This is a genomic window from Pseudomonas sp. R4-84, assembly GCF_054130985.1.
Genome location: NZ_CP096390.1, coordinates 372,368 through 396,819 on the forward strand (window position 1 = coordinate 372,368; position 24,452 = coordinate 396,819).

The 24,452-nt window shown below is 61.3% G+C and carries 21 protein-coding genes, 2 pseudogenes and 1 riboswitch; of the genes and pseudogenes, 12 read left to right on the plus strand and 11 right to left on the minus strand.

The annotated features are described in order from the left end of the window. Positions 1-12: 12 nt before the first annotated feature. Positions 13-405: a malonate transporter subunit MadL gene (gene madL / locus M1D68_RS01720; RefSeq protein ID WP_420765008.1), complete on the plus strand. Its 393-nt coding sequence runs from the start codon at positions 13-15 to the stop codon at positions 403-405. Positions 406-410: 5 nt separating this feature from the next. Then, entirely contained in the window at positions 411-1,175 is a 765-nt protein-coding gene (gene madM / locus M1D68_RS01725) for a malonate transporter subunit MadM (protein ID WP_420765007.1), read from the plus strand. Between the two features lie 119 nt (positions 1,176-1,294). Here madM and M1D68_RS01730 read toward each other — a convergent pair whose 3' ends face one another. Beyond that, on the minus strand, positions 1,295-2,209 hold the full coding sequence (locus M1D68_RS01730) for a LysR family transcriptional regulator (RefSeq protein WP_420765006.1): 915 nt from the start codon (positions 2,207-2,209) through the stop codon (positions 1,295-1,297). A 172-nt stretch (positions 2,210-2,381) separates the two neighbouring features. On the opposite strand from M1D68_RS01730, the gene trhA reads away from it, so the two are divergent. Continuing rightward, positions 2,382-2,999, plus strand: a complete 618-nt coding sequence (gene trhA / locus M1D68_RS01735; protein ID WP_457969091.1) for a PAQR family membrane homeostasis protein TrhA — start codon at positions 2,382-2,384, stop codon at positions 2,997-2,999. On the opposite strand, the gene M1D68_RS01740 is transcribed toward trhA, so the two are convergent. Continuing rightward, positions 2,987-3,910: a LysR family transcriptional regulator gene (locus tag M1D68_RS01740; RefSeq protein WP_434561833.1), complete on the minus strand. Its 924-nt coding sequence runs from the start codon at positions 3,908-3,910 to the stop codon at positions 2,987-2,989. The two genes, trhA and M1D68_RS01740, sit on opposite strands and share 13 nt — an antisense overlap. Before the next feature lie 105 nt (positions 3,911-4,015). On the opposite strand from M1D68_RS01740, the gene M1D68_RS01745 reads away from it, so the two are divergent. Next, entirely contained in the window at positions 4,016-5,254 is a 1,239-nt protein-coding gene (locus M1D68_RS01745; protein WP_457970667.1) for a D-amino acid dehydrogenase, read from the plus strand. Positions 5,255-5,277: 23 nt separating this feature from the next. Then, a complete protein-coding gene (locus M1D68_RS01750) occupies positions 5,278-6,180 on the plus strand; it encodes a transporter substrate-binding domain-containing protein (protein WP_434561835.1) in 903 nt (300 codons plus the stop codon). Between the two features lie 115 nt (positions 6,181-6,295). On the opposite strand, the gene M1D68_RS01755 is transcribed toward M1D68_RS01750, so the two are convergent. Continuing rightward, positions 6,296-7,015, minus strand: coding sequence for a 16S rRNA (uracil(1498)-N(3))-methyltransferase (locus M1D68_RS01755; protein ID WP_434561837.1), 720 nt, complete (start codon positions 7,013-7,015; stop codon positions 6,296-6,298). A gap of 88 nt (positions 7,016-7,103) precedes the next feature. Further along, on the minus strand, positions 7,104-8,510 hold the full coding sequence (locus M1D68_RS01760; protein ID WP_434609068.1) for an adenosylmethionine--8-amino-7-oxononanoate transaminase: 1,407 nt from the start codon (positions 8,508-8,510) through the stop codon (positions 7,104-7,106). A 248-nt stretch (positions 8,511-8,758) separates the two neighbouring features. On the opposite strand from M1D68_RS01760, the gene M1D68_RS01765 reads away from it, so the two are divergent. The 3 genes from M1D68_RS01765 to M1D68_RS01775 all read left to right on the plus strand — a co-directional run bounded on the left by M1D68_RS01765 (position 8,759) and on the right by M1D68_RS01775 (position 12,743). Further along, positions 8,759-10,537 carry a flavin monoamine oxidase family protein gene (locus M1D68_RS01765; RefSeq protein ID WP_457969094.1) on the plus strand — a complete coding sequence of 593 codons (1,779 nt, stop codon included), beginning with the start codon at positions 8,759-8,761 and terminating at the stop codon, positions 10,535-10,537. 1,040 nt (positions 10,538-11,577) lie between these two features. Beyond that, on the plus strand, positions 11,578-12,129 hold the full coding sequence (locus tag M1D68_RS01770) for a cytochrome b (protein ID WP_434609071.1): 552 nt from the start codon (positions 11,578-11,580) through the stop codon (positions 12,127-12,129). Between the two features lie 32 nt (positions 12,130-12,161). Next, entirely contained in the window at positions 12,162-12,743 is a 582-nt protein-coding gene (locus M1D68_RS01775) for a YceI family protein (RefSeq protein ID WP_420764999.1), read from the plus strand. Positions 12,744-12,986: 243 nt separating this feature from the next. Here the strand turns inward: M1D68_RS01775 and M1D68_RS01780 are convergent, their stop codons facing one another. The 5 genes and pseudogenes from M1D68_RS01780 to ahcY all read right to left on the minus strand — a co-directional run bounded on the left by M1D68_RS01780 (position 12,987) and on the right by ahcY (position 19,558). After that, a complete protein-coding gene (locus tag M1D68_RS01780) occupies positions 12,987-14,861 on the minus strand; it encodes a DEAD/DEAH box helicase (RefSeq protein ID WP_445571198.1) in 1,875 nt (624 codons plus the stop codon). 233 nt (positions 14,862-15,094) lie between these two features. After that, a pseudogene (locus tag M1D68_RS01785) lies at positions 15,095-15,903 on the minus strand (substrate-binding periplasmic protein); the annotation flags it as partial. Positions 15,904-15,958: 55 nt separating this feature from the next. Beyond that, positions 15,959-17,041 (minus strand): hypothetical protein, encoded by a 1,083-nt coding sequence (locus M1D68_RS01790; RefSeq protein ID WP_457969096.1) that lies wholly within the window; start codon positions 17,039-17,041, stop codon positions 15,959-15,961. 81 nt (positions 17,042-17,122) lie between these two features. Further along, a complete protein-coding gene (gene metF / locus M1D68_RS01795) occupies positions 17,123-17,968 on the minus strand; it encodes a methylenetetrahydrofolate reductase [NAD(P)H] (protein ID WP_420764996.1) in 846 nt (281 codons plus the stop codon). A gap of 180 nt (positions 17,969-18,148) precedes the next feature. Continuing rightward, positions 18,149-19,558: an adenosylhomocysteinase gene (gene ahcY / locus M1D68_RS01800; RefSeq protein ID WP_420764995.1), complete on the minus strand. Its 1,410-nt coding sequence runs from the start codon at positions 19,556-19,558 to the stop codon at positions 18,149-18,151. Positions 19,559-19,581: 23 nt separating this feature from the next. Next, positions 19,582-19,688: riboswitch (S-adenosyl-L-homocysteine riboswitch) on the minus strand. A gap of 189 nt (positions 19,689-19,877) precedes the next feature. Between ahcY and M1D68_RS01805 the strand changes: the two genes are divergently transcribed. Both M1D68_RS01805 and M1D68_RS01810 read left to right on the plus strand, forming a co-directional pair. Beyond that, positions 19,878-20,279: an acyl-CoA thioesterase gene (locus tag M1D68_RS01805; RefSeq protein WP_420764994.1), complete on the plus strand. Its 402-nt coding sequence runs from the start codon at positions 19,878-19,880 to the stop codon at positions 20,277-20,279. Positions 20,280-20,370: 91 nt separating this feature from the next. Beyond that, positions 20,371-21,255, plus strand: a complete 885-nt coding sequence (locus M1D68_RS01810) for a formate/nitrite transporter family protein (protein ID WP_434561847.1) — start codon at positions 20,371-20,373, stop codon at positions 21,253-21,255. On the opposite strand, the gene M1D68_RS01815 is transcribed toward M1D68_RS01810, so the two are convergent. Then, positions 21,206-22,375 (minus strand): MFS transporter, encoded by a 1,170-nt coding sequence (locus M1D68_RS01815; RefSeq protein ID WP_457969099.1) that lies wholly within the window; start codon positions 22,373-22,375, stop codon positions 21,206-21,208. The genes M1D68_RS01810 and M1D68_RS01815 overlap by 50 nt on opposite strands. Positions 22,376-22,565: 190 nt before the next feature. Here M1D68_RS01815 and M1D68_RS01820 point away from each other — a divergent pair. Together M1D68_RS01820 and M1D68_RS01825 are read left to right on the plus strand one after the other, a co-directional pair. Beyond that, positions 22,566-22,664 (plus strand): annotated as a pseudogene (locus M1D68_RS01820) (EamA family transporter); the annotation flags it as partial. 45 nt (positions 22,665-22,709) lie between these two features. Next, positions 22,710-23,093: an MAPEG family protein gene (locus tag M1D68_RS01825; protein ID WP_434561851.1), complete on the plus strand. Its 384-nt coding sequence runs from the start codon at positions 22,710-22,712 to the stop codon at positions 23,091-23,093. Positions 23,094-23,173: 80 nt separating this feature from the next. Here M1D68_RS01825 and mltA read toward each other — a convergent pair whose 3' ends face one another. Then, the gene (mltA, locus tag M1D68_RS01830) at positions 23,174-24,361 is read right to left on the minus strand and encodes a murein transglycosylase A (protein WP_434675504.1); all 1,188 of its coding nucleotides are present in this window, start codon (positions 24,359-24,361) and stop codon (positions 23,174-23,176) included. Between the last annotated feature and the right edge of the window lie 91 nt (positions 24,362-24,452).

Consider the following 24,452-nt stretch of genomic DNA (forward strand, 5'->3'; position numbering starts at 1 on the left):
AGGATTACGACAATGATTATCTACGGTGTGGCGTTTCTGGCCTTTTGTACCCTGGCGGGTATTTTCATCGGTGAGCTGCTGGGCAAATTGATCGGCGTGCCAGCCAATGTCGGCGGTGTCGGCATTGCGATGCTGCTATTGATCGGCCTGGGCAGCTATCTGAACAAGCGCGGCCTGTTCAAGGGCAAGTCTGAAGCTGGCGTGGAATTCTGGAGTGCCATCTATATCCCGATCGTGGTGGCGATGGCGGCGCAGCAAAACGTCTATGGCGCGCTGAAAGGCGGGCCGATGGCGATCCTGGCCGGGACCCTGGCCGTGGCGATTGCCTTTGCGTTGGTACCGGTGCTGGTGCGCATTGGTAACAAGGACCCTCAATCCAACGTGTCCGTGAAAACGGTCGGGTGATCGCCATGTACGAATCCATGATGAAAGTCATCACCGGCTACGGCCTGATCAGTGGTTTTGCGATTGTCGGGATCACCATGTGGGTGTCCTACTGGATGAGTAACACGTTCACCAAAGGTCGCCTGCATGGCTCGGCCATCGCGATCCTGCTGGGCCTGGTGCTTTCATACATCGGCGGGGCCATGACCGGCGGGCAGAAGGGCGTAGTGGACATCCCGCTGCTGTCCGGGATCGGCTTGCTGGGTGGCGCGATGCTGCGTGATTTTGCGATTGTCGCCACGGCGTTCGGTGTCAGCGTCGAGGAGCTCAAGCGCGCCGGCTTCGTGGGGATACTGGCCTTGTTCGTCGGGGTCGGGACTTCATTCATCGCCGGTGTTGGGGTGGCGATGGCCTTCGGTTACACCGATGTGGTGAGCCTGACCACCATTGGCGCCGGGGCGGTGACCTATATTGTCGGGCCGGTGACCGGGGCAGCGATTGGCGCCAGTTCCGAGGTGATGGCGCTGTCCATCGCCGCCGGGTTGATCAAGGCGATCCTGGTGATGGTGGCGACGCCGTTCGTGGCGCCCTTCATCGGCCTCAACAACCCGCGCAGCGCGGTGATCTTCGGTGGGCTGATGGGTACTTCCAGTGGCGTGGCCGGCGGCCTGGCGGCGACCGATCCGAAGCTGGTGCCGTATGGCTGCCTGACGGCGGCGTTCTATACGGCGCTTGGGTGCTTGCTCGGGCCTTCGTTGTTGTTTCTGATCATGCGCGGGTTGATGGGGTAGGGCTTCAGTTATTCTTTGAATGGACTGGCATCATCGCGAGCAAGCTCGCTCCCACAGGGGATTTGTGAACACCGATCCAATGTGGGAGCGAGCTTGCTCGCGATGAAGGCGGCTCGGTTTCAAGCCAGGCGATTGGCATACATCCGGCACTCCGCCAACAGCGCCAGCAGGTTCGGGTCGCGCTCCTTGGCTTTCAAAAAGACTACGCCGATGTGCTGCTGCAAACGGTACTTTTCCTGCAACGGGATCAGTTTCACCCGGTTTTCGTACACCGCCGCGATCCTGCCCGGCAGCAAGGCATAGCCTACCCCTGAGCTGACCATGCTCAGCAGGGTGAAGATGTCGTTGACCTGCATCGCCACCTTCGGCTCGAACCCCGCCTGCTTGAATACCCGAACGCCGTCCTGATGCGTGGCGAAGCCTTGGGTCAGGGTGATGAAGGTCTCGTCGCGCACTTCGGCCAGGTCCACTTCGCTGCGCTGGGCGAAGGGGGAGTCGGCCGGCGTGGCGAGGAAGATGTCATCGGAAAACAGCTGGATCTGCTCGCAGTCCGGGTCGTTGACGCTGTCGTCCAGCGACACCAGGATCGCATCGACTTCCATGTTCTTGAGCTTGTACAACAGGTCGATGTTGGAGCCCATGATCAAGTCGATATTGAGCTCGCTGCGGCGGATCTTCAGGCCCATGATCAGCTGCGGCACGGTCTTGACCGTCAATGAATACAACGAACCCAACTTGAAACGTTCGGCGGAAAAACCAGCCGCCTCACGGGTCAGGCGCACGCTTTCGATCACGTCCTGGATCAATTTCTGCGCACGCTCTTCCAATACATAGGCGCTTTCCAGCGGCGTGAGGTTGCGGCCCTCATGCTTGAACAATGGACAACGCAGGGCGCTCTCCAAGGAGTGAATGGCCCGGTGCACGCTGACGTTGCTGGTTTGCAGATCGGCCGCCGCCCGCGCCAGGTTGCCGGTGCGCATGAAAGCCAGGAACACCTCGAGTTTTTTCAGGGTCAATTCTTCGTCGATCAGCATGGGAGGCAGACTCTTATTCGTATGGGCTGATTGTGCCCGAACCTGCCTTTGTGGCGAGGGGATTTATTCCCTCGCCACACGTGCTGTATCGCAATTTGAAAAGCAATTCATTGCAGTTTCAGGCGCCAGGCCTGAGCCTTGGCGCCAGTTTCGGAATGTGGGGTGGGATTGGATGTATCACGGAGAACGACTCAACGCCTGGACGCACCTGGTGGGGGCTGTCGCGGCGTTTATCGGCGCGGTGTGGTTGTTGGTGATTGCCGGGATGGCCGGCGATCCCTGGAAGATTGTCAGCGTGGCAATCTACGGGTTCACCTTGCTGGCGCTCTACAGCGCCTCGACGGTTTATCACAGCGTGCGCGGACGCAAAAAAGAAATCATGCAGAAGGTCGATCATTTTTCGATCTACCTGTTGATTGCTGGCAGCTACACGCCGTTCTGCCTAGTGACCCTGCGCGGGCCGTGGGGCTGGACGTTATTCGGGATTGTCTGGGGACTGGCCCTGATCGGCATCCTGCAGGAGATCAAGCCACGCTCCGAAGCGCGGGTCCTCTCGATCGTCATCTACGCGGTGATGGGCTGGATCGTCCTGGTGGCGGTCAAGCCGTTGTTGGCGGCGCTGGGTAGCACCGGGTTCGCCTGGCTGGCCTCGGGCGGCGTGTTCTACACCGTGGGCATCGTTTTTTTCGCGCTCGACCAACGCCTGCGCCATGCCCATGGCATCTGGCATTTGTTCGTCATTGCCGGCAGCCTGCTGCATTTCGTGGCGATTCTGTTCTACGTGCTTTGAGCACTTGTAAACAGACGATCCAGTTGCGCCTGGGCCTGGCTGGCGAAAATCTCCAGCAGGGCACCCATTGTATGGGCTGGGGCCTCGTTGGCCCGGGTCACGGCGTACAGGGAAATGGGCAGCGCAGGTGACAACGGGCGGATGGCCGTGCGGGTGCTCGAAGCGCCCAAGGCCGTGAACGGGTCGATCACCGCCAGCCCGGCACCGGACTCGACCATGGCCCGGGCCAGTGAGTACGTCTGCACGGCGATGTTGATGCGCGGCGGCGGTTCCACTGACTTGAGATAGCCGTCCAGCCTGGCCGATAGCGGGTCGGTGCTGGACAGGCCGATCAACGGCGCATCGGCCAGGGCCTGCAATGGCATGGGCGTGCCGATGGCCATTTCGGGCCAGTGCCCGCTGGGCGCCAGGGCCACCAGCACGCCGCTGGCGAGGGGCTGGGCCTTGAGGCCGGGGTGATCGGGCGGTTGCAAAGTCAGGGCGACGTCGATCTCACGCATCAGCAGGTTTTGCGTCAATTCGCGGCTGTGGGCGCTGGATAATTCGCACACGATGTCTGGATACAATCGGGTCCAGTGATGGATCGCCGCCGGCATCAGCGACAAGGCCAAGGCTGGCGTGGCGCCGATCCGCAGGCTGTGGCCGGGCTCGCGGCGCAGGCTCTGGGCCAGGCGCCGAACGCCTTGCAGGCTTTCGCTGACCTTGTCCACCTCGCGTTCCAGTTCCAGCGCTTCGGGCGTGGCCTGCAGCTTGCCGCGCACCCGCAGGAACAGCGCAAACCCCAGTTGCTGTTCGGCATGCTGCAGCACCTTGGTCACGGCCGGCTGGGAGACGTGCAACAACTGCGCCGCCCCGCTGATGGAGCCGGTCTGGCGGATGGCCTGGAAAATCTCGATATGACGAAGGCGCATGGCGAGTCCATAACCTTTGTTTATAGGAGGCCCATCTTTATTCATTGTTCGAACGCTGTCATCCGATCCTAACCTTGACCCATTCAAAACAGGTGTGGGATGAACATGGCTCAGCGGGTTTGCATCATCGGGGGAGGCGTGATCGGGTTGGCGACGGCTTACGCGCTGGTCCGCGAAGGCGTCGATGTCACACTGGTGGAAGCCCGCGACGCGTTGGGCAGCGAAACCAGCTTCGCCAATGGCGGGCAGTTATCTTATCGCTACGTCACGCCGCTGGCGGATGCCGGGGTGCCGTGGCAGGCCCTTGGCTGGATGTTGCGCGCGGACTCGCCACTCAAGCTGCGCCCACGCCTCGACCCGGCCCAATGGCGCTGGATGGCGGCGTTTATCGCCAAGTGCCGGACCTCGGTCAACCGCCGCAACGGTGAACACCTGTTGCGTCTGGCACTACTGAGCCAAGCGACATTGCAGACCTGGCGTGAAGAGGATCGCCTCGACGGCTTTGACTGGCGGCGCAACGGCAAATTGGTGACGTTTCGCAATGCCAGCCATTTCGAACACGCTCGGCGGCGGGTAACGGATCCTGCTCAGCAGGTACTGGGCCACGCCGATTGCGCGAGCCTGGAACCCGCATTGGCCGACGTGCCGTTCGCGGGCGGGATCTATACGCCGGACGAGGAGGTTGGCGATTGCCATGGCTTCTGCCAGCAATTGGCGGCGCGGTTGCGGGCTTCGGGGCGTTGCGAGTTCCTGTTGGGGCGTGCGGTGACTGCTATCCATCATGCCAACGGTGAGGTGCGGGCTATCGACCTGGGCGGCCATCGCCTGGACGTGGACGCCTTGGTGATCGCCGCTGGCCACCGCAGCGCAGCGCTGGCGTTGCCTGGCGTACGAATGCCGTTGTACCCGCTCAAGGGCTACAGCCTGACGGTCCCCATCGAGGCGCGGCACCGGGCGCCGGACCTGAGCATCACCGACTATGACCGCAAGGTCGTCTACGCTCGCATCGGCGAACAATTGCGAGTGGCGGCGATGGTGGACATTGTCGGTTTTGACCCGGCACCGGACCCCAGGCGCCTGGCCTTGATCCGCCGCCAGGCCATGGAAACCTTCCCACAGGCCGGGGACTACGAACGCGCCGTCGAGTGGGCGGGCATGCGTCCGGCCACGCCCAGCGGCGTGCCCCTGATTGGCGCCACCGGCTATCGCAACCTGTGGCTCAACCTGGGCCATGGCGCCTTGGGCTTTACCCTGGCCTGTGGCAGCGGCCGCTTGCTCAGTGAACTGATCCGCCAACGTACACCTTCCATCGACATGCGAGGCCTCGCGCCCCGCGCCGCCTGACCCACCCGCAACGGAGAATAACAATGCAAAGAATCACGTTGATCGGCTGCACCCTGAGCCTGCTGTTGAGCGCCCCGGCATTCGCCAACGAAGCGCCGCCGGCCGGCACGCTGGACAAGATCGCCAGCAGCAAGAGCATCACGCTGGGTTATCGCGACGCCTCGGTGCCGTTTTCCTATGTGGGGGACAACAGCGGCAAACCGATGGGCTACTCCGTGGAGCTGGCGAGCAAGATCGTCGAGCGGATCAAGCAGCAACTGGCGCTGCCGCAACTGAACGTGAAATACAACCTCGTCACTTCCCAGACCCGCATCCCACTGGTGCAGAACGGCACCGTGGACCTGGAATGCGGCTCCACTGGCGTAACGGCCGAGCGGCAGAAGCAAGTGGCGTTTTCCTACGGTTTCATTTACGTGAAGGGCCAGTTGCTGACGGCCAAGGACAGCGGCATTCACAGCTTCGCCGACCTGCGGGGCAAGAACGTGGTGACCACCGCCGGCACCACCAACGAGCGGTTCCTCAAAAGCTACAACCTGGACAACAAGGTCGAGATGTTCGTCATCAGCGCCAAGGACCACGGTGAAGCCTTCCAGATGCTCGAGACCGGTCGGGCGGCGGCGTTCTACATGGACGACGCGCTGCTCTATGGCGAACGGGCCAAGGCGCGCGATCCACACAAATGGGTCGTGGTCGGGGAAGAGCAGTCGCGGGAAATCTACAGCTGCATGGTGCGCAAGGACGATCCGCAATTCCTGGCGCTGGTCAACTCGACCCTGGCGGACCTGTACAAATCAGGAGAAATCAACACCATCTACGACCGTTGGTTCCAGAAGCCGATCCCGCCGAAGGGGCTGAACCTGGAGTTCCCGATGACCAGCGAGTTGAAGGCGATCATTGCCAAGCCGACGAGCGATCCGGTGCAGTAGCTGTCATGTGCCGGTGAGCCCTTGCTCGCGATAGCGCCGGATCAGTCAGCATCGATGTTGACTGGCCCACCGCCATCGCGAGCAAGCTCACTCCCACAGGGATCTACATTCGGCTTCAGAAATCCCCCCACAACTGCTGCGCCACCGCCAGCGCCACCACCGGAGCGGTTTCGGTGCGCAGCACGCGGGGGCCGAGGCGGGCGGCGTGGTAGCCGGCGGCCTTGGCCTGCTCGACCTCGCCATCCGACAACCCGCCCTCGGGGCCGATCAAGAACGCCAGGGACGAGGGCTTGGCATGGCTGGTCAGCGGATCGGCCACCGGGTGCAACACCAGTTTCAATTCGGCGTCGGTCTGCTTCAGCCAGTCGGCCAGCAGCAGTGGAGGGTGGATCACCGGCACGGTGGAGCGCCCGCATTGCTCGCAGGCGCTGATCGCCACCTGGCGCCAATGCAGCAGGCGCTTGTCGGCGCGCTCGTCCTTGAGGCGCACTTCGCACCGCTCGGTGAAGATCGGCGTGATCTCGGTGACTCCCAGCTCGGTGGCCTTCTGGATCGCCCAATCCATGCGCTCGCCCCGGGACAGGCCCTGGCCCAAGTGAATGCGCAACGGCGACTCGGCTTGCCCGGCAAATTGCTCGTCGAGCTGCACGCGCACGCGTTTCTTGCCGACCTCGGCCAGGGTGCCACGAAACTCCTGGCCCGAGCCATCGAACACCTGCACCGCATCGCCCTCGGCCATGCGCAGCACCCGGCCGATGTAATGGGCCTGGGCTTCAGGCAACTCGTGATCGCCAAGGCTCAGGGGGGTGTCGATGAAGAAGCGGGACAGTCTCATGTGGAGTCTCTGAAAAGTTAAATCTGTGGCGAGGCGACGTTTCGCTAAATCCCCTCACCACAACAGTGTTTCAACAGGAGGCCGGGATTCAGCCCGGATCGCGATAACCCGGATGGAAGTCCTTCGGCACTGCCACGCTAACCTTTTCCCGGGTGGCAACGTCGATGCCTTCGCTGGCCACTTGCGCCAGGAAATCGATCTGCTCCGGCGTGATGACATAAGGCGGCAGGAAATACACCACGCTGCCCAGCGGCCGCAACAACGCACCGCGCTCCAGGGCATGCTGGAACACCGCCAGCCCACGCCGTTCCTGCCACGGATAGGCGGTTTTGCTGGCCTTGTCCTTGACCATCTCGATGGCCAGCACCATGCCGGTCTGGCGCACTTCGGCCACGTTCGGGTGATCGGCCAGGTGCGCGGTGGCGCTCGCCATGCGTTGGGCCAGGGCCTTGTTGGTTTCGATGACGTTGTCTTCTTCGAAGATATCCAGCGTTGCCAGGGCTGCGGCGCAGGCCAGCGGGTTACCCGTGTAGCTGTGGGAATGCAGGAAGGCGCGCAGAGTCGGGTAGTCGTCGTAGAACGCGCTGTACACCTCGTCGGTGGTCATGCATGCCGCCAGCGGCAGGTAGCCGCCGGTCAGTGCCTTGGACAGGCAAAGGAAATCCGGGGTGATGCCGGCCTGCTCACAGGCAAACATCGTCCCGGTGCGACCGAAGCCGACAGCGATTTCATCGTGGATCAGGTGTACGCCGTAGCGGTCGCAGGCTTCGCGTAACAGCTTCAGGTACACCGGGTGATACATGCGCATGCCGCCGGCGCCCTGGATCAGCGGTTCGACAATCACGGCGGCGACGCTGTCGTGGTGTTCGGCGAGGGTCTGTTCCATGGCCGCGAACAGGTTTCGCGAGTGCTCTTCCCAGCCCATGCCCTCGGGGCGGTGGTAGCAGTCGGGGCTGGGTACCTTGATCGTGTCCAGCAGCAACGCCTTGTAGGTTTCGGTGAACAGCGGTACGTCGCCCACCGACATCGCCGCGATGGTTTCGCCGTGGTAACTGTTGCTCAGGGTGACGAAGCGTTTTTTGTCCGGCCGGCCGCGATTGATCCAGTAGTGAAAGCTCATCTTCATCGCCACTTCGATGCAGGACGAACCGTTATCGGCGTAGAAGCACCGGGTCAGTCCTTCAGGCGTCATCTTCACGAGACGCTCGGACAGCTCGATCACCGGCTGGTGGCTGAAACCGGCGAGAATCACGTGCTCCAGTTGATCGACCTGATCCTTGATGCGCTGGTTGATGCGCGGGTTGGCGTGGCCGAAGACGTTGACCCACCAGGAACTCACCGCGTCGAGGTAGCGCTTGCCTTCGAAGTCTTCCAGCCACACGCCTTCGCCGCGCTTGATGGGGATCAGCGGCAACTGTTCGTGATCTTTCATCTGCGTGCAGGGGTGCCACAGCACCGCGAGATCGCGTTGCATCCACTGGTTATTCAGGCCCATGTACAGTCTCCTCGAGGCGGCTCGCGGCGGGCGCGGGCAAAACAATCGCGCAAGCCTATGCAATGGCGGCCCCGCGGACAACCCATTGTGTCATTCACGCGACTTTGGGCCAGGCGATAGACGTCGCTGGCGGCGCTTTGATGGCTGACGTATTCTTCGCCGTTCCCTGAGCCGACTGGCTCGAAAGACCGAGAGCCGACTGGCTCAAAAAACCGAAAATTCTTACGCTTTGTTCCGGAGTTCGTTGAATGTCTGCTGGTTGGCTGCGCGCCTGTGCGCTGGTGATGATAGGGCTGTTCAGCGTTTCGGCGCTGGCCAAGGACAAGCAACCGACGGCCATCGTCATCGGCGGTGGATTGGCCGGGCTGACGGCGGCCTACGAATTGCAGAACAAAGGCTGGGCCGTGACGCTGCTGGAAGCCAAGCCGAGCCTGGGCGGCCGCTCGGGCATGGCCACCAGTGAGTGGATCGGCAACGAAAAGACCCAGCCGGTGCTGAACAAATACGTCTCCACCTTCAAGCTGAGCACCACGCCGGCGCCGGAATTCGTGCGCACCCCGAGTTACCTGATCGACGGTACTTATTTCACCGCCGCCGACCTGGCGACCAAGCAGCCCGCCACCGCCGAAGCGCTCAAGCGCTATGAAACCACCCTGGACGAGCTGGCGCGGTCCATCGACGATCCGCTGAACCCGACGGCCACCAACACGCTGCACGCCCTCGACCAGATCACCGTGTCCAACTGGCTCGACCGCTTGCAGCTGCCCGCTACCGCGCGGCAGTTGGTCAATCAGGAAATTCGCACGCGCTATGACGAGCCGTCCCGCCTGTCGCTGCTGTATTTCGCACAGCAGAACCGCGTCTATCGCGGCGTATCCGACCGTGACCTGCGCGCCTCGCGCCTGCTCGGTGGCAGCCCGGTATTGGCCCAGGCGTTCGTCAAGCAACTGAAAACCATCAAGACCGGCTCCCCGGTCTCGGCCATCTCCCAGGACAAGGACGGCGTCACCGTCAAGGTCGGCAGCGTGGGTTACCAGGCGGACTACGTCGTGCTCGCGGTGCCGCTGCGGGCGTTGAACAAGATCCAGCTGACCCCGGCCCTCGATGCCCAGCACCAGGGCGCGATCAAAGGCACCAACTACGGCTGGCGCGACCAGATCATGCTCAAGTTCAAGACCCCGGTCTGGGACAGCAAGGCGCGCATGTCGGGCGAGACCTACAGCAACGCCGGCCTGGGCATGATGTGGATCGAGCCGGCTTTGAAGGGCGGGGCGAATGTGGTCATCAACCTGTCCGGCGACAATGCCCGGGTGATGCAGGCTTTTGGCGACAAGCAGATGGTCGACCAAGTGCTGATCCGCCTGCATGCGTTTTATCCCCAAGCGCGCGGTGCGTTCACCGGTTATGAAATCCGTCGCTACAGCACCGACCCTTCCATGGGCGGCGCGTACCTGGCGTTTGGTCCGGGTCAGATCAGCAAATACTGGCGCCTGTGGGAAAAGCCCTTGCAGCGCGTAGCTTTTGCCGGTGAACACACCGACGCCATGTATCCAGGCACGTTGGAAGGCGCGCTGCGCAGTGGCCAACGTGCCGCCAGCCAGGTGCAAGACTTGGCCGCCGGCAAATCATTCGAACCGGCTAAGGTGGCTCCGGTGGCGGTGGCGGCGGCGGCAGCGGGTGCGGTGGCTGCGAAGAAGGGCAACTTCTTCACCAACCTGTTCGGTGGCTCGGATGACGACAAAAAGCCGGAACCGGTCAAGGCTCCCGAGCCGGTAGCGCCGCCTCCAGCACCAGCACCAGCGCCCGCGCCAGCACCTGCTCCAGCGCCGGCCCCGGTCGAACCACCCGCGCCGGCGCCGGCGAAGACCGAGCCAGCCAAGAAAGCCACGGCCAAGCCAGCGGCGAAGAAGCCGGCGGCCAAGACCCCGGCTAAAAAGGCCCCGGCCAAGGCACCAGTGAAAAAGGCTGAGCCAGTGAAGAAACCCGCCGCCAAGCCGGCAGCGACTACTGAGATCAAGGCTCAGTAAGGTCAGGTGCAAAGAACGCTGCCGTTCACTTAAGGCAATCAATAAACCCGTGGCGAGGGAGCTTGCTCCCGCTGGGCCGCGAAGCGGCCCCAGTCCTGCCGAATGCGGAGCATCAGGCACACCGCACCCGCCGGTTTACGACTGCTTCGCAGCCGAGCGGGAGCAAGCTCCCTCGCCACGGGTGGATCATTACGCCGACGTCCTACAGGGCTAGACGAGATATCGGAAACTTCCCACCCTTTAATCGGAAGCAGGCGATATAGCGCACCAAGCCAAAAGTCTAGGCTCCTCGAAAAACAGGAGCGCGTATGAAAATACTAATGGCAATGGTCGTATCGGTTTCGCTGTACGGGTGTGTGTATGGTGAATGTCGGGAACCCCTGATTATTCCGATGATTCCAGAACGGGACCCTCAGTTGGCGTACAAATGCACCTTTGATCCATACAAGCCTGAGTGCTCGGTTAATTGATTCAAAGCGTTAGACGCCTAGAACTGGAGCAACATATGAAACCGGTGGCGGCATTAATATTATTGATCATGCTCTTTGGCAGCGGCTGTACAGATGGCCGTATGATACTTAAAAAACACGATCCTCAATTGTCGTACAGATGCGACATGGATCCTTACAGGCCTGAGTGCGTCAACAGGTAACTCTAGAGAGGCGGTAGCGAAAACGACCAAGTTTTAAATTTCCACGTCCTCAAATAAAATTTTGACCCGCTTTGGCTTGGACATCCGTCCCGGGACGAAGCCACGGAAAAATATCGATACGAGCGCTTCCCCGGGGCTTGAGGAGACAGGGAATATCACCCAGCACGGCCTTTCGTGGAGCGAGCCTGCTCACGATGAGCCCCTTCCATCTTGCGGGATCCATGCCCGCTTCCCCTCGCCACCACGCAACGCATCCGCTTTAATCTTTCCTTAACCCACCCTCTGCAGACTGATCATCGTATTTCTCGATATTTCAAAGCGAAATTTTCCGCTTTAAATCGATAGATAAGTCGCTAGTCTTGATCGCAGTTTTTACAGGATATGAGCAATGCAGCTTCGCAACTCCTCTTCTCGTTATGGCTGGGTCAGCATCGTTTCCCATTGGGCCGTTGCCTTGGCGGTGTATGGGCTGTTTGCGCTGGGCTTGTGGATGGTCGGTTTGGACTACTACAGCACCTGGCGCAAAGACGCGCCGGAGCTGCACAAGAGTATCGGCCTGGTGCTGTTGGCGGTGATGGTGTTGCGGGTGCTCTGGCGTTTTGTCAGCCCGCCGCCACCGACCCTGGAAACCTACGGGCGACTGACCCGCGTAGGCGCCAAGCTTGGCCACAGCGCGCTGTATCTCGGGCTGTTCGCCGTGATGATTGCCGGTTACCTGATTTCCACCGCAGACGGTGTCGGGATCTCGGTGTTTGGTCTGTTTGAAGTACCCGCGCTGGTGTCCGGACTGCCCGATCAGGCAGACGTCGCCGGCCAGATCCACTTTTACCTGGCATGGGCGTTGGTAATTTTTTCCGGCCTTCATGCGTTGGCAGCATTGAAACACCACTTTATCGACCGTGACGCGACCCTCAAGCGCATGCTGGGGCGCCAAGCCTGATGTTCAACCTCGACTCCAAAGGAATAGAAAGCATGTTGAAAAAGACGCTCGCCGCCCTGGCAATCGGTTCTGCCCTGCTGTCCGCCGGCCAGGCCATGGCCGCAGACTACGTGGTCGACAAGGAAGGCCAGCATGCCTTCGTTGATTTCAAGATCAGCCACCTGGGCTATAGCTTCATCACCGGTACCTTCAAGGATATTGACGGCAAGTTCAGCTTCGACGCCGCCAAGCCTGAAGACAGCAAGATCGAGTTCAACGTCAACACCGCCAGCGTGTTCACCAACCACGCCGAGCGCGACAAACACATCGCCAGCGCTGACTTCCTGAACGCCAGCAAATTCGGCAAGGCCACGTTCGTGTCCACCAGCGTCAAGTCAACCGGCGAAAACACCGCCGACGTGACCGGTGACCTGACGCTGATGGGCGTGACCAAACCGGTCGTGGTCAAGGCGACCTTCCTGGGCGAAGGCAAGGACCCGTGGGGTGGCTACCGTGCCGGCTTCGAAGGCACTACCACCATCAAGCGTTCCGACTTCGGCAAGCAGAAAGACCTGGGTCCGAAATCCGACGCGGTCGAGTTGTATGTCTCGTTTGAAGGCGTCAAGGCGAAGTAACGTTCGCCCCTGACGAAAAACGCCCCTGGTCTTGCGGCCAGGGGCGTTTTTTATTGCTCTGGATTTCGGCGATACAAAGGATGCTGGGGGGAGCGAGCTTGCTCGCGATAGCGGTGCTTCAGCCAACATCAATGTGGCAGGCCTGCCGCCATCGCAAGCAAGCTCGCTCCCACAGCTGGAAGAGTTCACAAAAAAATGCCCCGTGTCGTGAGACCCGGGGCATTTTTCATGGCTTGGAGAAACTCAGCGATTGCGTGTCAGCAAGGCCGGTTTTTCGCCACGCGGACGGCTTGGCAATTGGTCCAGCTGCTCAGGCGTCGGGAAACGATCGGTTTTCGATTCCTTGTGGATGATTTTCGGCTGGTTGCCTCGCGGGTTCTGCACGGCGGGTTCCTGGCGAGGCTGGTCGTCACCACGGGCCTGGCGGCGAGGTCGGGAGTCTTCGCGCCGGGCCTGGCCGTCACGTGGGGCGCCGCTGCGCGGGCCGTTGCGCTTGGCCGGCGGGGTGCCGGTGGAAGAACCGTTGCTGTTGCGCGGGCCGTTCTGGCGACCTTGTGACTGGCCACCGCGCGGTGCGCCCGAACCTGCGCCTTGTGCCGGGGCGCCAGGACGGCGACCGCGACCCTGGGCCGGTTTCTGCTGTGGCACGTAGTCGACACGGTTACCGAAGTTATCGATATCGTCGTCGAGGAACTCGTCCGGGGCGCGATCGGTCGGGCCGCGATCAGCTGCGGCGCGAGGGGCAGGGCGCTGCTGTTCGCGGGCCGGCGTACCTTCGCGTGGTTTCTGCTCGCGGGCCGGGCGCTCGCCGCGCCCGTTGCTGGCCGATTTGTCCTTGCCCTTGTCCTTGCCTTTGTCCTTGCGACCGCCGCCACTGCCATTCGGGCCGTCGCCCCGCGGGCCACGTGGGTTGCGCGGGTTGCGCACATCCGGACGCTCGCGCACTTCAGGCTTTTCGGCCTCGATCGTGCTGGCATCGAAGCCCATCAGGTCGCCGTCGGGGATTTTTTGCTTGGTCATGCGCTCAATGCTCTTGAGCAGTTTTTCTTCGTCCGGCGCGACCAGGGAAATCGCTTCGCCCGAACGACCGGCCCGGCCGGTACGGCCGATACGGTGCACGTAGTCTTCATCGACGTTCGGCAGTTCGAAGTTGACCACATGGGGCAACTGGTCGATATCCAGGCCACGGGCGGCGATGTCGGTGGCGACCAGGATGCGCACTTCGCCGGCCTTGAAGTCAGCCAGGGCCTTGGTGCGAGCGTTCTGGCTCTTGTTGCCATGGATCGCCACGGCCGGCAGGCCATGTTTGTCGAGGTATTCAGCCAGGCGGTTGGCGCCGTGCTTGGTGCGGGTGAACACCAGGACCTGTTCCCAGGCGCCTGTGGTGATCAAATGCGCCAGCAGGGCACGCTTGTGGCTGGCCGGCAGGCGGAATACGCGCTGTTCGATGCGCTCGACCGTGGTGTTCGGCGGCGTGACTTCGATGCGTTCCGGGTTGTGCAACAGCTTGCCAGCCAGGTCGGTGATGTCCTTGGAGAAGGTCGCCGAGAACAACAGGTTCTGGCGCTTGGCCGGCAGGCGTGCCAGCACTTTCTTCACGTCATGGACAAAACCCATGTCGAGCATGCGGTCGGCTTCGTCCAGCACGAGGATTTCCACGTGGGACAGATCGACGCTGCCCTGGCCGGCGAGGTCCAGCAGGCGACCGGGGCAGGCCACCAGCACGTCGACGCCGCGCGCCATGGCCTGGACCTGCGGGTTCATGCCGACACCGCCAAAGATGCAGGCACTGACAAATTTCAGGTCGCGCGCATAGACCTTGAAGCTCTCGTGCACCTGGGCGGCCAGTTCGCGGGTCGGGGTCAAGACCAGGACGCGCGGTTGGCGCGGGCCGTGGCGCTGGGATTTGTCTGGGTGACCGTTAGGGAACAGCCGCTCCAGGATCGGAAGGGCGAAACCGCCGGTCTTGCCAGTACCTGTCTGTGCGGCGACCATCAGGTCGCGACCTTGCAACACGGCGGGGATGGCCCGCTGTTGCACCGGGGTAGGCTGGGTGTAGCCGGCGGCTTCGATGGCGCCGACTAAAGCCTCGGAGAGACCGAGGGAAGCAAAGGACATGAGTAATCCTGTTTTTAGTGAGGGCCTGGCCCAATGGGATAGTCTTGCCTGGCGCGAATGCGGTCGATTGGAGACCTCATCCCGTCCGGTCCCGCCGGGTCTGGAAGACACGTCCGGACAGGGCTCGCGCGGGCTGGAAGCTGCGCTGTAGCGGTGTCGGGATGCCTTTTGCAAGACCGGGCGTCCGGGCGTGAGCCTGGCGGGAAGGCCGGAGTATAACAGAGCAATCGCCCTGCGCTGCTTTCCTGCTGCTCAACGGTGCATTTCAGCGTGACACCGCGTTGTGCCCAGCCGCCTTGGCCGCCGGAGCAGCGCCATAACGAGCACTCAGCTCGGCATAGGCCGGTTCGTGCTTGAAGCGCTTGAGCTCGGCGCCGAAGCGTTGCACGAGCAAGTCCATGCCCGCCTTGCGTCGTACCGCCAGGTATTGGCTCTGGCGGCTCACCACGGTGGGATTCTCGGTGATCTGGTTGTCCAATTGAAGCGCCTTGACTGCGTGTCGGCCTACACGACGGTCGGTGATGAGCAGGTCGATGCGGCCCAGCTGTAACTTGCCGAAGTTGGCTTCGTGGGTCGGAGCCGCTTCCCGTTTGAATCGGCTCGATTCCCTGAACGCCTGGCTATACAGATAACCGGGCGACGTGCCGACGGTCAGCCCGTCCAGGTCGTCGAGCGTGCGAAAAGGGTGGGGGCGGGCGTTGGCATAGAACATGACGAATTCCACCTCCGACAGCGGTTCGCTGGGGTATAGCAGAAGGGCATCGCGCTCGTCGCTGTGAAATATGTCGAGCGCGCCGTCCGCCAAACCTTGCTCCAGCATGGCCAGGCAGCGCTTCCACGGCAGCAGTTGCCATTCCACATCGATGCCCAGGCGTTTGAACACAATGGCCGTGGTTTCATAGTCCAGGCCAAGGGTCTTGCCGTTTTCCTCGTAGACATAAGGTGCCCAGGGTTCGGTGACAATGCGCAACTTCTCGGCCTGGGCGGCAACGCTCAGGCACGAGAGAAGGAGGGCTGTCAGCAACGGGAGGATTACGGGCATGACCGGAGGTTACGACGAGAACTCATCAAATAGCTAGAGCGCTCTAGCACGTGGCTCAGTTGCTCTTTGTCTGCATCAGGTGTCGATAGATGGCTTCTCGGCGTTTACCCAGCACCAGGCGAATCACGGGATGGCTGAGCCAATGTTTGAGCTCATGGTCTTCCAAAGGCTTCTTCAACCGGTGCTCGACGTTCTCCAGGGCCTTTTCCCACCAGACCGGGCCGCACGCCTGGTCGAATGGATTGGTATGGCGATAGCAGCCGTACAGGATCTCGCGCATGAACTGACGTTTGTGACCGGGCAACGCCACGGTAATGAATTTGTAGGCCAGGCGCTGGAAGGTAGGTGGGCGCGGTAGTATGGCAGTGACTTGCCGCGTTTCATCCAGGGCATGTTGGCCCACGGGGGCTGCGCGGTGTTTGTCATACCAGGCCTTGGTCTTGGCCCGAAACAGCTGCTTGCGGCTCCAGTAGTGGTGGATCAGGTCTGGACATTCACGCACCTTGACCTTGCGATAGGCCGCCACCGAGAGGCAGAACTCTTCCAGGGTATAGGCTCCTTGGGCCAACGGATAAAATTCGTCCATCAGCGCAATGGAGTGTTCGAGGATTGCCGCATCGACTGCGTACAGGCCAATCACGCCGGAATTGAGTAGCGGCATGTTGTCGTCGGCCAGTTCTCGTTGAGCCAAGGGCTTGGCGAGGGTCAGGTAAAGCCCGGCATCCTTGTTGGCGCCATAGTTCATGCCGACGGCATTGCACAACAGTGTGCCCGGCTCGATCCGCTTGAACAGCTCGATCGGCGAGCAATGGAAGAAGGTGTCCGTGTCGATCAGCAATGCCAGTTCGCTTTCCTCGAGCACCTTCCGCATGACCACGTGCTTGGCGCGGAAATGATAGCCGTGGGGAGCGATCCACCCTTGGCGCGTTTCGTTGTCCAGGTGGCGCACTCGAACGGGCAAATCCACGTACGGCGCGGCATTGTCGGTGAACACTTGGATGTCCAATGCCTCATCGGGGGTCTCCCGCAGGCCCGCCAAGGCGCTGGCGATACTGAACACCGCTTCCTGGTGATAGGTCTCGGCCCCATAGACCAGATAGATAAGTTGTGGGGTCGTCGACCTTTGACCATTCGGCATCGAGTTGCTCCTGATGTCCTTTTTTTAAAGAAAAAGGCCCTGGTTTTTGCCAGGGCCCTTTTGTACCACTGCATTAAGTCATTAACGCGGCAGTTTGAGATTGTTCCATACCGCGAGGCTAGGCTCGGCCTGGTTCAGGGTATAGAAATGCAGCCCCGGTGCGCCGCCTTGTAACAAACGCTCACACATTTGCGTGATGACCTCTTCGCCGAAGCGCTGGATGCTGGCGGTGTCGTCACCATAGGCTTCCAGCTGCTTGCGGATCCAGCGCGGGATTTCCGCGCCGCAGGCGTCCGAGAAACGCGCCAGCTTGCTGTAGTTGGTGATTGGCATGATTCCCGGAACCACAGGAATGTCCACACCCATCTGGCGAACACGTTCGACAAAGTAGAAATAGCTGTCGGCATTGAAGAAATACTGGGTGATCGCGCTGTTGGCGCCGGCGTTGGCCTTGCGCACGAAGTTGTGCAGGTCATCCTCAAAATTGCGCGCTTGCGGGTGCATCTCCGGATAAGCGGCGATTTCGATGTGGAAGTGCTCGCCGGTTTCCTCGCGAATGAATTCAACCAGTTCATTGGCGTGGCGCAGCTCTCCGCTGGCCATGCCCATGCCCGACGGAAGGTCGCCGCGCAGGGCAACGATGCGCTTGATGCCGGCTGCCTTGTATTGGGTCAGCAGGCTGCGCAGGTCGTCCTTGCTGTCGCCCACGCAAGAGAGGTGTGGGGCGGCAGGGACTTTGACTTCGCTTTCGAGCTGCAACACGGTGTTCATCGTGCGGTCGCGGGTCGAACCGCCAGCGCCGTAGGTGCAGGAGAAAAAATCAGGGTTGTAGCTTGCCAGCTGGCGGGCAGTGGCGATCAGCTTTTCATGCCCAGCATCGGTCTTCGTCGGGAAGAATTCGAAGCTGTAGCGACGGTCTTGGGACATGGTCATATCCTTGGAAACTCGTAGGCCGTGAGGCTTGCAGAGCCCTGTGGAGGCGGGCCAGTGTGGGAGCGAGCCTGCTCGCGATGCAGGCACCTCGATCGGACTGTCAGACCGAGGCGACGTCGATCGCGAGCTGGCTCGCTCCTACAAAAGTGCATCCCCCCGGAAGGGGGGCGCCGATCAGTAACGGTAAGCGTGCGGCTTGAACGGGCCTTCGACGGTAACGCCGATGTAGTCAGCCTGTTGCTTGGTCAGCTTGGTGACCACGCCGCCGAAACCGCGGACCATTTCCAGGGCCACTTCTTCGTCGAGTTTTTTCGGCAGTACTTCCACGGTCAGGCGCTCGGCTTTCTGGGCCGGTGGCAGGTCGGCGTATTTCTGGCCGAACAGGAAGATCTGGGCCAGGACCTGGTTGGCGAACGAGCCATCCATGATGCGGCTTGGGTGGCCGGTGGCGTTGCCCAGGTTGACCAGGCGGCCTTCGGCCAGCAGGATCAGGTAGTCATCGTTTTGCGGATCGAAGCTGCCAGTGCCGGTGCGGTGAACCTTGTGGACTTGTGGCTTCACTTCTTCCCATGCCCAGTTCTTGCGCATGAAAGCGGTGTCGATCTCATTGTCGAAGTGGCCGATGTTGCAGACCACGGCACGCTTCTTCAAAGCCTTGAGCATATTGGCGTCGCAGACATTGACGTTGCCGGTGGTGGTCACGATCAGGTCGATCTTGCCCAGCAGGGCCTTGTCGATGCTGGCTTCGGTGCCGTCGTTGATCCCGTCGATGAACGGCGAAACCAGTTCGAAGCCGTCCATGCAGGCTTGCATGGCGCAGATTGGGTCGACTTCGGATACCTTGACGATCATGCCTTCCTGACGCAGGGACTGGGCCGAGCCCTTGCCCACGTCACCGTAGCCGATCACCAGGGCCTGCTTGCCGGACAGCAAGTGGTCGGTGCCGCGCTTGATGGCGTCGTTGAGGCTGTGGCGGCAGCCGTACTTGTTGTCGTTCTTGCTCTTGGTCACCGAGTCGTTGACGTTGATGGCCGGGATTTTCAGCTCGCCCTTGGCCAGCATGTCCAGCAGGCGGTGTACGCCAGTGGTGGTTTCTTCGGTCACGCCATGGACCTTGTCCAGCACGGCCGGGTACTTCTTGTGCAGCAGCTCGGTCAGGTCGCCACCGTCGTCAAGAATCATGTTGGTGTCCCACGGCTGGCCATCCTTGAGGATGGTCTGCTCCAGGCACCACTCGTACTCTTGCTCGGTCTCGCCTTTCCAGGCGAAGACCGGGATGCCGGCAGCGGCAATGGCGGCGGCAGCCTGGTCCTGGGTCGAGAAGATGTTGCAGGAGGACCAGCGCACTTCGGCACCCAGTGCAACCAGGGTCTCGATCAGCACGGCGGTCTGGATGGTCATATGGATGCAGCCGAGGATCTTCGCGCCCTTCAATGGCTGTTCGCCAGAGTATTTGCGACGCAGGCCCATCAGGGCTGGCATTTCGGATTCAGCGATGATGATTTCGCGACGGCCCCAGTCAGCCAGGGACATGTCGGCGACTTTGTAGTCGGTAAAAGCAGCAGGCGTGATAACAGCGCTCATCAAGAGCCTCCATTCGTAATGTATGCGAATGGGCGCCGTTGTGCGTTTAGTGCCTGTGCGGGGAGCCCCGTACAAGCAACGCCCCATCCGAGCCTGACAGGTCGAGCCTGCTGCAGCGCCCCTCGGACAGGTGGCGGGACCGGACCAAAGGGTGGGCCGGGTAAAGCGGGGCGATTATAACGGGCTAAGCGGATCTTCCAAAGGGTTTCTGTCGGCAAATCAAAATTGCCGATGATCGTTATAGGCGCCGCGGCGTAGAGCGGATCTGCACGGTCTGCCATGATGCGGGCATTCATCGGCCAGACGTCCAGGAGTGATCATGAATTTCCACACCCGCAAATGGGTCAAGCCCGAAGACCTCAATCCCAATGGCACGCTGTTCGGTGGCAGCCTGTTGCGCTGGATCGACGAAGAAGCGGCCATCTATGCCATTGTTCAGTTGGGTAACCAGCGCGTGGTCACCAAGTACATCTCCGAGATCAATTTTGTCAGCGCTTCGCGCCAGGGCGACATCATCGAACTGGGTATCACCGCCACGGAGTTTGGTCGTACCTCTATCACCCTCACCTGCGAAGTGCGCAACAAGATCACCCGCAAAAGCATCCTGACGGTGGAAAAAATGGTCTTCGTCAATCTTGGCGAAGACGGCTTGCCCGCCCCCCATGGCCGGACCGAGATCAAGTACGTCAAGGATCAATTCCAGGACGATGCCATCGAATAGGATGGCGATATGCCTCTCATTTGCGGGCACCACTGAACAGCTCCGTACGCCGCGTGTCGTAGCTACATCACGCCACCGGTTCAGGAGCTGTATGGACACTCATAAAGACGGCAAGACCCCTGATCTCTCGGCAGAGGAGCAGCACGAAGTCGACCGCAACCAGCCGCCTCGCGCCGCGGTGTTGCATGAAATCATCCGCACCCAGGGTGACCAGGAATTGGAGCGCAGCGTGGCGGCGCTGTGGTGGTCGGCCCTTGCGGCCGGGTTGACCATGGGGCTGTCGCTGATGGCGATGGGGCTGCTCAACTCGCGGTTGCCGGATCATGAAGGTTTCAAGGTGATCGCCAGCCTCGGCTATTGCGCGGGCTTTCTGGCGGTGATACTCGCGCGCCAGCAATTGTTTACCGAAAATACCCTGACCGCTGTGCTGCCGATCATGAGCAAGCCGACACTGGGCAACTTCGGCCGGTTGTTCCGGCTATGGAGCGTGGTGCTGGTGGGTAACCTCTGCGGCACGCTGCTGGTGGCCTACGTGATGCTGCATCTACCGATTTTTGACCAGCGCACCGACCTGGCCTTTCTCGATATCGGTCGCAAGGTCATGGAGAACGACACGGGCCAGATGTTCGCCAAGGGCATCATCTCCGGCTGGATGATCGCCACCATGGTCTGGATGATCCCGTCCATGGAAAGCGCCAAGATGTGGATCATCGTGCTGATCACTTACCTCATGGCGCTTGGGGATTTCACCCACATCGTCGTCGGCTCGGCCGAGGTGTCTTACCTGGTGTTTGCCGGCCAGCTGTCGTGGGAGGACTTCTGGATGGTGTTCGCCGCACCGACGTTGGCGGGGAACATTATTGGCGGCAGTTTCATCTTCGCGCTGATCAGCCACGCCCAAGTGCGCAGCGAGACCAATACGCCCCTCAGTCGGCAAGGCGTGCCACGGCGCCCAAGCGACGCTGCCGAAAAATAAAATAAAGCGCGGCCAGTACGGTCAGCCCGCCAACCAGGGCGCCGGTCCACGGCAGATCCGCAAGGTCGGCCCCGCTGGCGACGACCAGGCCGCCGATCCACGCGCCGGCGGCATTGCCAAGGTTGAACGCGCTCTGGTTCAGGGTCGAGCCGAGGTTCGGGGCCTCATGGGCCTGGTCAATGATCAGCAGTTGCAGGATCGGACAAAGGGCGAAGGCAAAGACGCCCCACAGCACCAAGGTAATCGCCGCCGGGATCACCGATCGGCTGGTCTGGCTGAAGGCGGCGAGCACCAGCACCACGGCCAGCGCCATGCCCACCAGGGATGGCAGCAAGCGCCGGTCGGCCAGGCGTCCACCGAGGAGACTGCCCGCCGTCAGGCCGACCCCGAATAGCAACAGCATGACGGTGACGCCGTGAGGGCTGACGCCGGTGATGTCCTGCAGGATCGGCGCGATGTAGGTGAATACGCTGAACAGGCTGGTGGAGGCCAGCACGCTCATGCCCAGGGCCAACAACACGTTGGCCTTGCCCAATACCTTGAACTCGCTGGCGAGGTTGGCCTTGTCCATCGGGATTTCCTTGGGCAGCCAGACCCACTGGGCGATGGCCGCGATCACACCGATCACCGACACAGCCCAGAACGTCGACCGCCAGCCGGCATATTGGCCCAAGGCCGTACCCAGCGGCACGCCCAGGACATTCGCCAAGGTCAGGCCGGTGAACATCATCGCGATCGCCTGGGCTCGTTTGTTCGGCGCCACCAACCCGGCCGCCACCACCGAGCCGATACCAAAAAACGCCCCGTGGCATAACGCGGTGATGACCCGGGCGGCCATGAGGGTGGTGTAGTTCGGCGCCAGGGCGCAGAGCACGTTGCCCAGAATGAACATCAGGGTCATTCCCAGCAGCGTGGCCTTGCGCGGCATGTTCGCGGTGCCGATGGCCAGGATCGGCGCGCCGAACACAACCCCCAGGGCATAACCGGTAATCAGCAACCCGGCGTGAGGAATACTCACGGCCAGGTCTCGGGCGACGTCGGGCAGCAAGCCCATGATGACGAATTCGGTCGTGCCGATGCCAAAAGCGGCAACGGCCAAAGCAAGCAAGGCGAGTGGCATGCGCAAGGTCTCTGTCTGTAGTCTTGACGCTCGGATCAGGCATACGCATGCCGACGCCTTGGTTCGGACGAACGAGGCGGCGGCAGAATTATTGGAATTGGTCTATGCGCAACTGAGTGCGGCGTGGTCGAGTGCAGTATAAACGGCTGCTAACGGATCGCGAGTCTATTCTGCAGGCGTAATGGAGCGCGTGTTCTTAGGCATGCACTGCCTGAAAGAACCTTTCGGCTGGCAGCGACTCTTAGCCTGCGGGCTGGTGCAGGTTGGCATGCTGGTGATGAAATCCTGAGATGCTTGCGTTCGAATCTCTAAAACTAAAAAAGGAAAATGCGGTATGACGGTTGCCCTGTGGTGTGTTTTGATCGCTTTTCTCCTGCCTTACCTGTGTATCGGCATCGCCAAGGCAGGCGGGAAATATAGGCTGCAAGATAACCACGATCCCCGGGACTTTCTCGACTCACTCGAAGGTGCTCCCCGGCGCGCCTACGCCGCGCAACTGAACAGTTTCGAAATCGCTCCGTTCTTTGCCGCCGCCGTGATCGTTGCGCACCTGGCCGGCAATGCCGAACTGGTGACCATCAACGTCCTGGCTGTGTTGTTCATCACCAGCCGCCTGCTCTACATCATTTGCTATTTGGCCGACTGGGCAGTCTTGCGTTCGCTGGTATGGTTCGTGGGGGTAGGGTTGGTGGCGAGTTTCTTCTTCGTTTCGGTTTGAACCCGGCTTTGGCGTTTCGGTGTTTTTGCCGGCCTCTCGCGAGCAAGCTCGCGATGGGGCCGGGACAATAAACACGTCCTTCAAGGATTGGCGCTGACCGCATTCGCCACCTGCGGCACCTGAGGCAACGCCATCCCCTTGGGCCACAGCATCCAGATCTGGCCTTGTTGCTTCATATCCCCCGCCAACTGCCCGGCGGCGTCGCCCGTACCCCAGAACAGGTCCGCACGCACTTCGCCGGTAATCGCACCTCCCGTGTCCTGTGCCGCAACGGGGCGGTTCAAAGCGCTGCCGTCGGGTCGAGTCGTGGACAGCCACAACAGACTGCCCAAGGGAATTACCTTGCGGTCCACGGCCACGCTGTAGCCCGCGGTCAAAGGGACGTTCAGCGAGCCTCGCGGGCCTTCATTGCTGTCGGGGTTGCGGTTGAAGAATACGTAGCTCGGATTGCTGGCCAGCAATTCGGGAATACGGTTCGGGTGGGCCTTGGCCCAGGCACTGATGGTGCCCATGGTCACGTCTTCTTTTTTCAGCTCGCCCTGCTCAACCAGCCAGCGGCCAATGGGGCGATACGGGTGGCCGTTCTGGTCGGCATAACCGATGCGCAGTTGGCGGCCATCATCGAGACGGATGCGCCCCGACCCCTGGATTTGCAGGAATTGCAGGTTCATCGGGTCTGTCAGCCAGGCGATGACAGGCGCCTTCACCCCGTTGTTCTCGATGGTAGCGGCGTCGTCATACGGCTTGAGCACCCGGCCTTCGAGACGGCCGCGCAGGCGTTTGCCCTTGAGCTCGGGATAAATGCTGTCCAGCGACACAATGATCATGTCCTCCGGTACACCGTAGACCGGCACGTTGGCGGTGGCAGTCTGGGTGAGGCTGCCGGGATAGACCGGTTCGTAGTAGCCGGTAATCAGGCCGTTGGGGCTGTTGTCCCCCGAACGCAGACCATAGACATCCAGGGTCTGCTTGAGGAAGTTGCGAACATCCTGTGGGGTCTGCGGCACATTCACCGCTGCCGCGCAGGTTGGGCCCCAGCTCGCGTCCGCCTTGAGCCGGACGCACGCGCTGCGCCAGGAGCCGAAGCCGGCCAGCAGGTCCTCATCGGACACCGGCGGCAACGCTTCCCAAGGTGCGTTGACGTAAGTGGCAAGGGCGTGGGTCTTGGGTTCTTCGACCTTTTCGCCGCGATTGCAGCCGGCCAGCAGCACGATCAACGGCAGTGTCAGCGCCAGGTTTTTGTGCCATGACTTGAAGCGGCTATTCATGAAGGTTTCCTTTGCAATCGTCGGGTGCCTTCGCGCACTCGACAACCCGTATTGTTGATAGGGCCATTGGTCTTTTCTGGCGACCCGGGGA

Coding starts and splice junctions, on each gene's coding strand:
- madL (WP_420765008.1), top strand. CDS start 13: ATGATTATCTACGGTGTGGCGTTTCTGGCCTTTTGTACCCTGGCGGGT.
- madM (WP_420765007.1), top strand. CDS start 411: ATGTACGAATCCATGATGAAAGTCATCACCGGCTACGGCCTGATCAGT.
- M1D68_RS01730 (WP_420765006.1), bottom strand. CDS start 2,209: ATGCTGATCGACGAAGAATTGACCCTGAAAAAACTCGAGGTGTTCCTG.
- trhA (WP_457969091.1), top strand. CDS start 2,382: ATGTATCACGGAGAACGACTCAACGCCTGGACGCACCTGGTGGGGGCT.
- M1D68_RS01740 (WP_434561833.1), bottom strand. CDS start 3,910: ATGCGCCTTCGTCATATCGAGATTTTCCAGGCCATCCGCCAGACCGGC.
- M1D68_RS01745 (WP_457970667.1), top strand. CDS start 4,016: ATGGCTCAGCGGGTTTGCATCATCGGGGGAGGCGTGATCGGGTTGGCG.
- M1D68_RS01750 (WP_434561835.1), top strand. CDS start 5,278: ATGCAAAGAATCACGTTGATCGGCTGCACCCTGAGCCTGCTGTTGAGC.
- M1D68_RS01755 (WP_434561837.1), bottom strand. CDS start 7,015: ATGAGACTGTCCCGCTTCTTCATCGACACCCCCCTGAGCCTTGGCGAT.
- M1D68_RS01760 (WP_434609068.1), bottom strand. CDS start 8,510: ATGGGCCTGAATAACCAGTGGATGCAACGCGATCTCGCGGTGCTGTGG.
- M1D68_RS01765 (WP_457969094.1), top strand. CDS start 8,759: ATGTCTGCTGGTTGGCTGCGCGCCTGTGCGCTGGTGATGATAGGGCTG.
- M1D68_RS01770 (WP_434609071.1), top strand. CDS start 11,578: ATGCAGCTTCGCAACTCCTCTTCTCGTTATGGCTGGGTCAGCATCGTT.
- M1D68_RS01775 (WP_420764999.1), top strand. CDS start 12,162: ATGTTGAAAAAGACGCTCGCCGCCCTGGCAATCGGTTCTGCCCTGCTG.
- M1D68_RS01780 (WP_445571198.1), bottom strand. CDS start 14,861: ATGTCCTTTGCTTCCCTCGGTCTCTCCGAGGCTTTAGTCGGCGCCATC.
- M1D68_RS01790 (WP_457969096.1), bottom strand. CDS start 17,041: ATGCCGAATGGTCAAAGGTCGACGACCCCACAACTTATCTATCTGGTC.
- metF (WP_420764996.1), bottom strand. CDS start 17,968: ATGTCCCAAGACCGTCGCTACAGCTTCGAATTCTTCCCGACGAAGACC.
- ahcY (WP_420764995.1), bottom strand. CDS start 19,558: ATGAGCGCTGTTATCACGCCTGCTGCTTTTACCGACTACAAAGTCGCC.
- M1D68_RS01805 (WP_420764994.1), top strand. CDS start 19,878: ATGAATTTCCACACCCGCAAATGGGTCAAGCCCGAAGACCTCAATCCC.
- M1D68_RS01810 (WP_434561847.1), top strand. CDS start 20,371: ATGGACACTCATAAAGACGGCAAGACCCCTGATCTCTCGGCAGAGGAG.
- M1D68_RS01815 (WP_457969099.1), bottom strand. CDS start 22,375: ATGCCACTCGCCTTGCTTGCTTTGGCCGTTGCCGCTTTTGGCATCGGC.
- M1D68_RS01825 (WP_434561851.1), top strand. CDS start 22,710: ATGACGGTTGCCCTGTGGTGTGTTTTGATCGCTTTTCTCCTGCCTTAC.
- mltA (WP_434675504.1), bottom strand. CDS start 24,361: ATGAATAGCCGCTTCAAGTCATGGCACAAAAACCTGGCGCTGACACTG.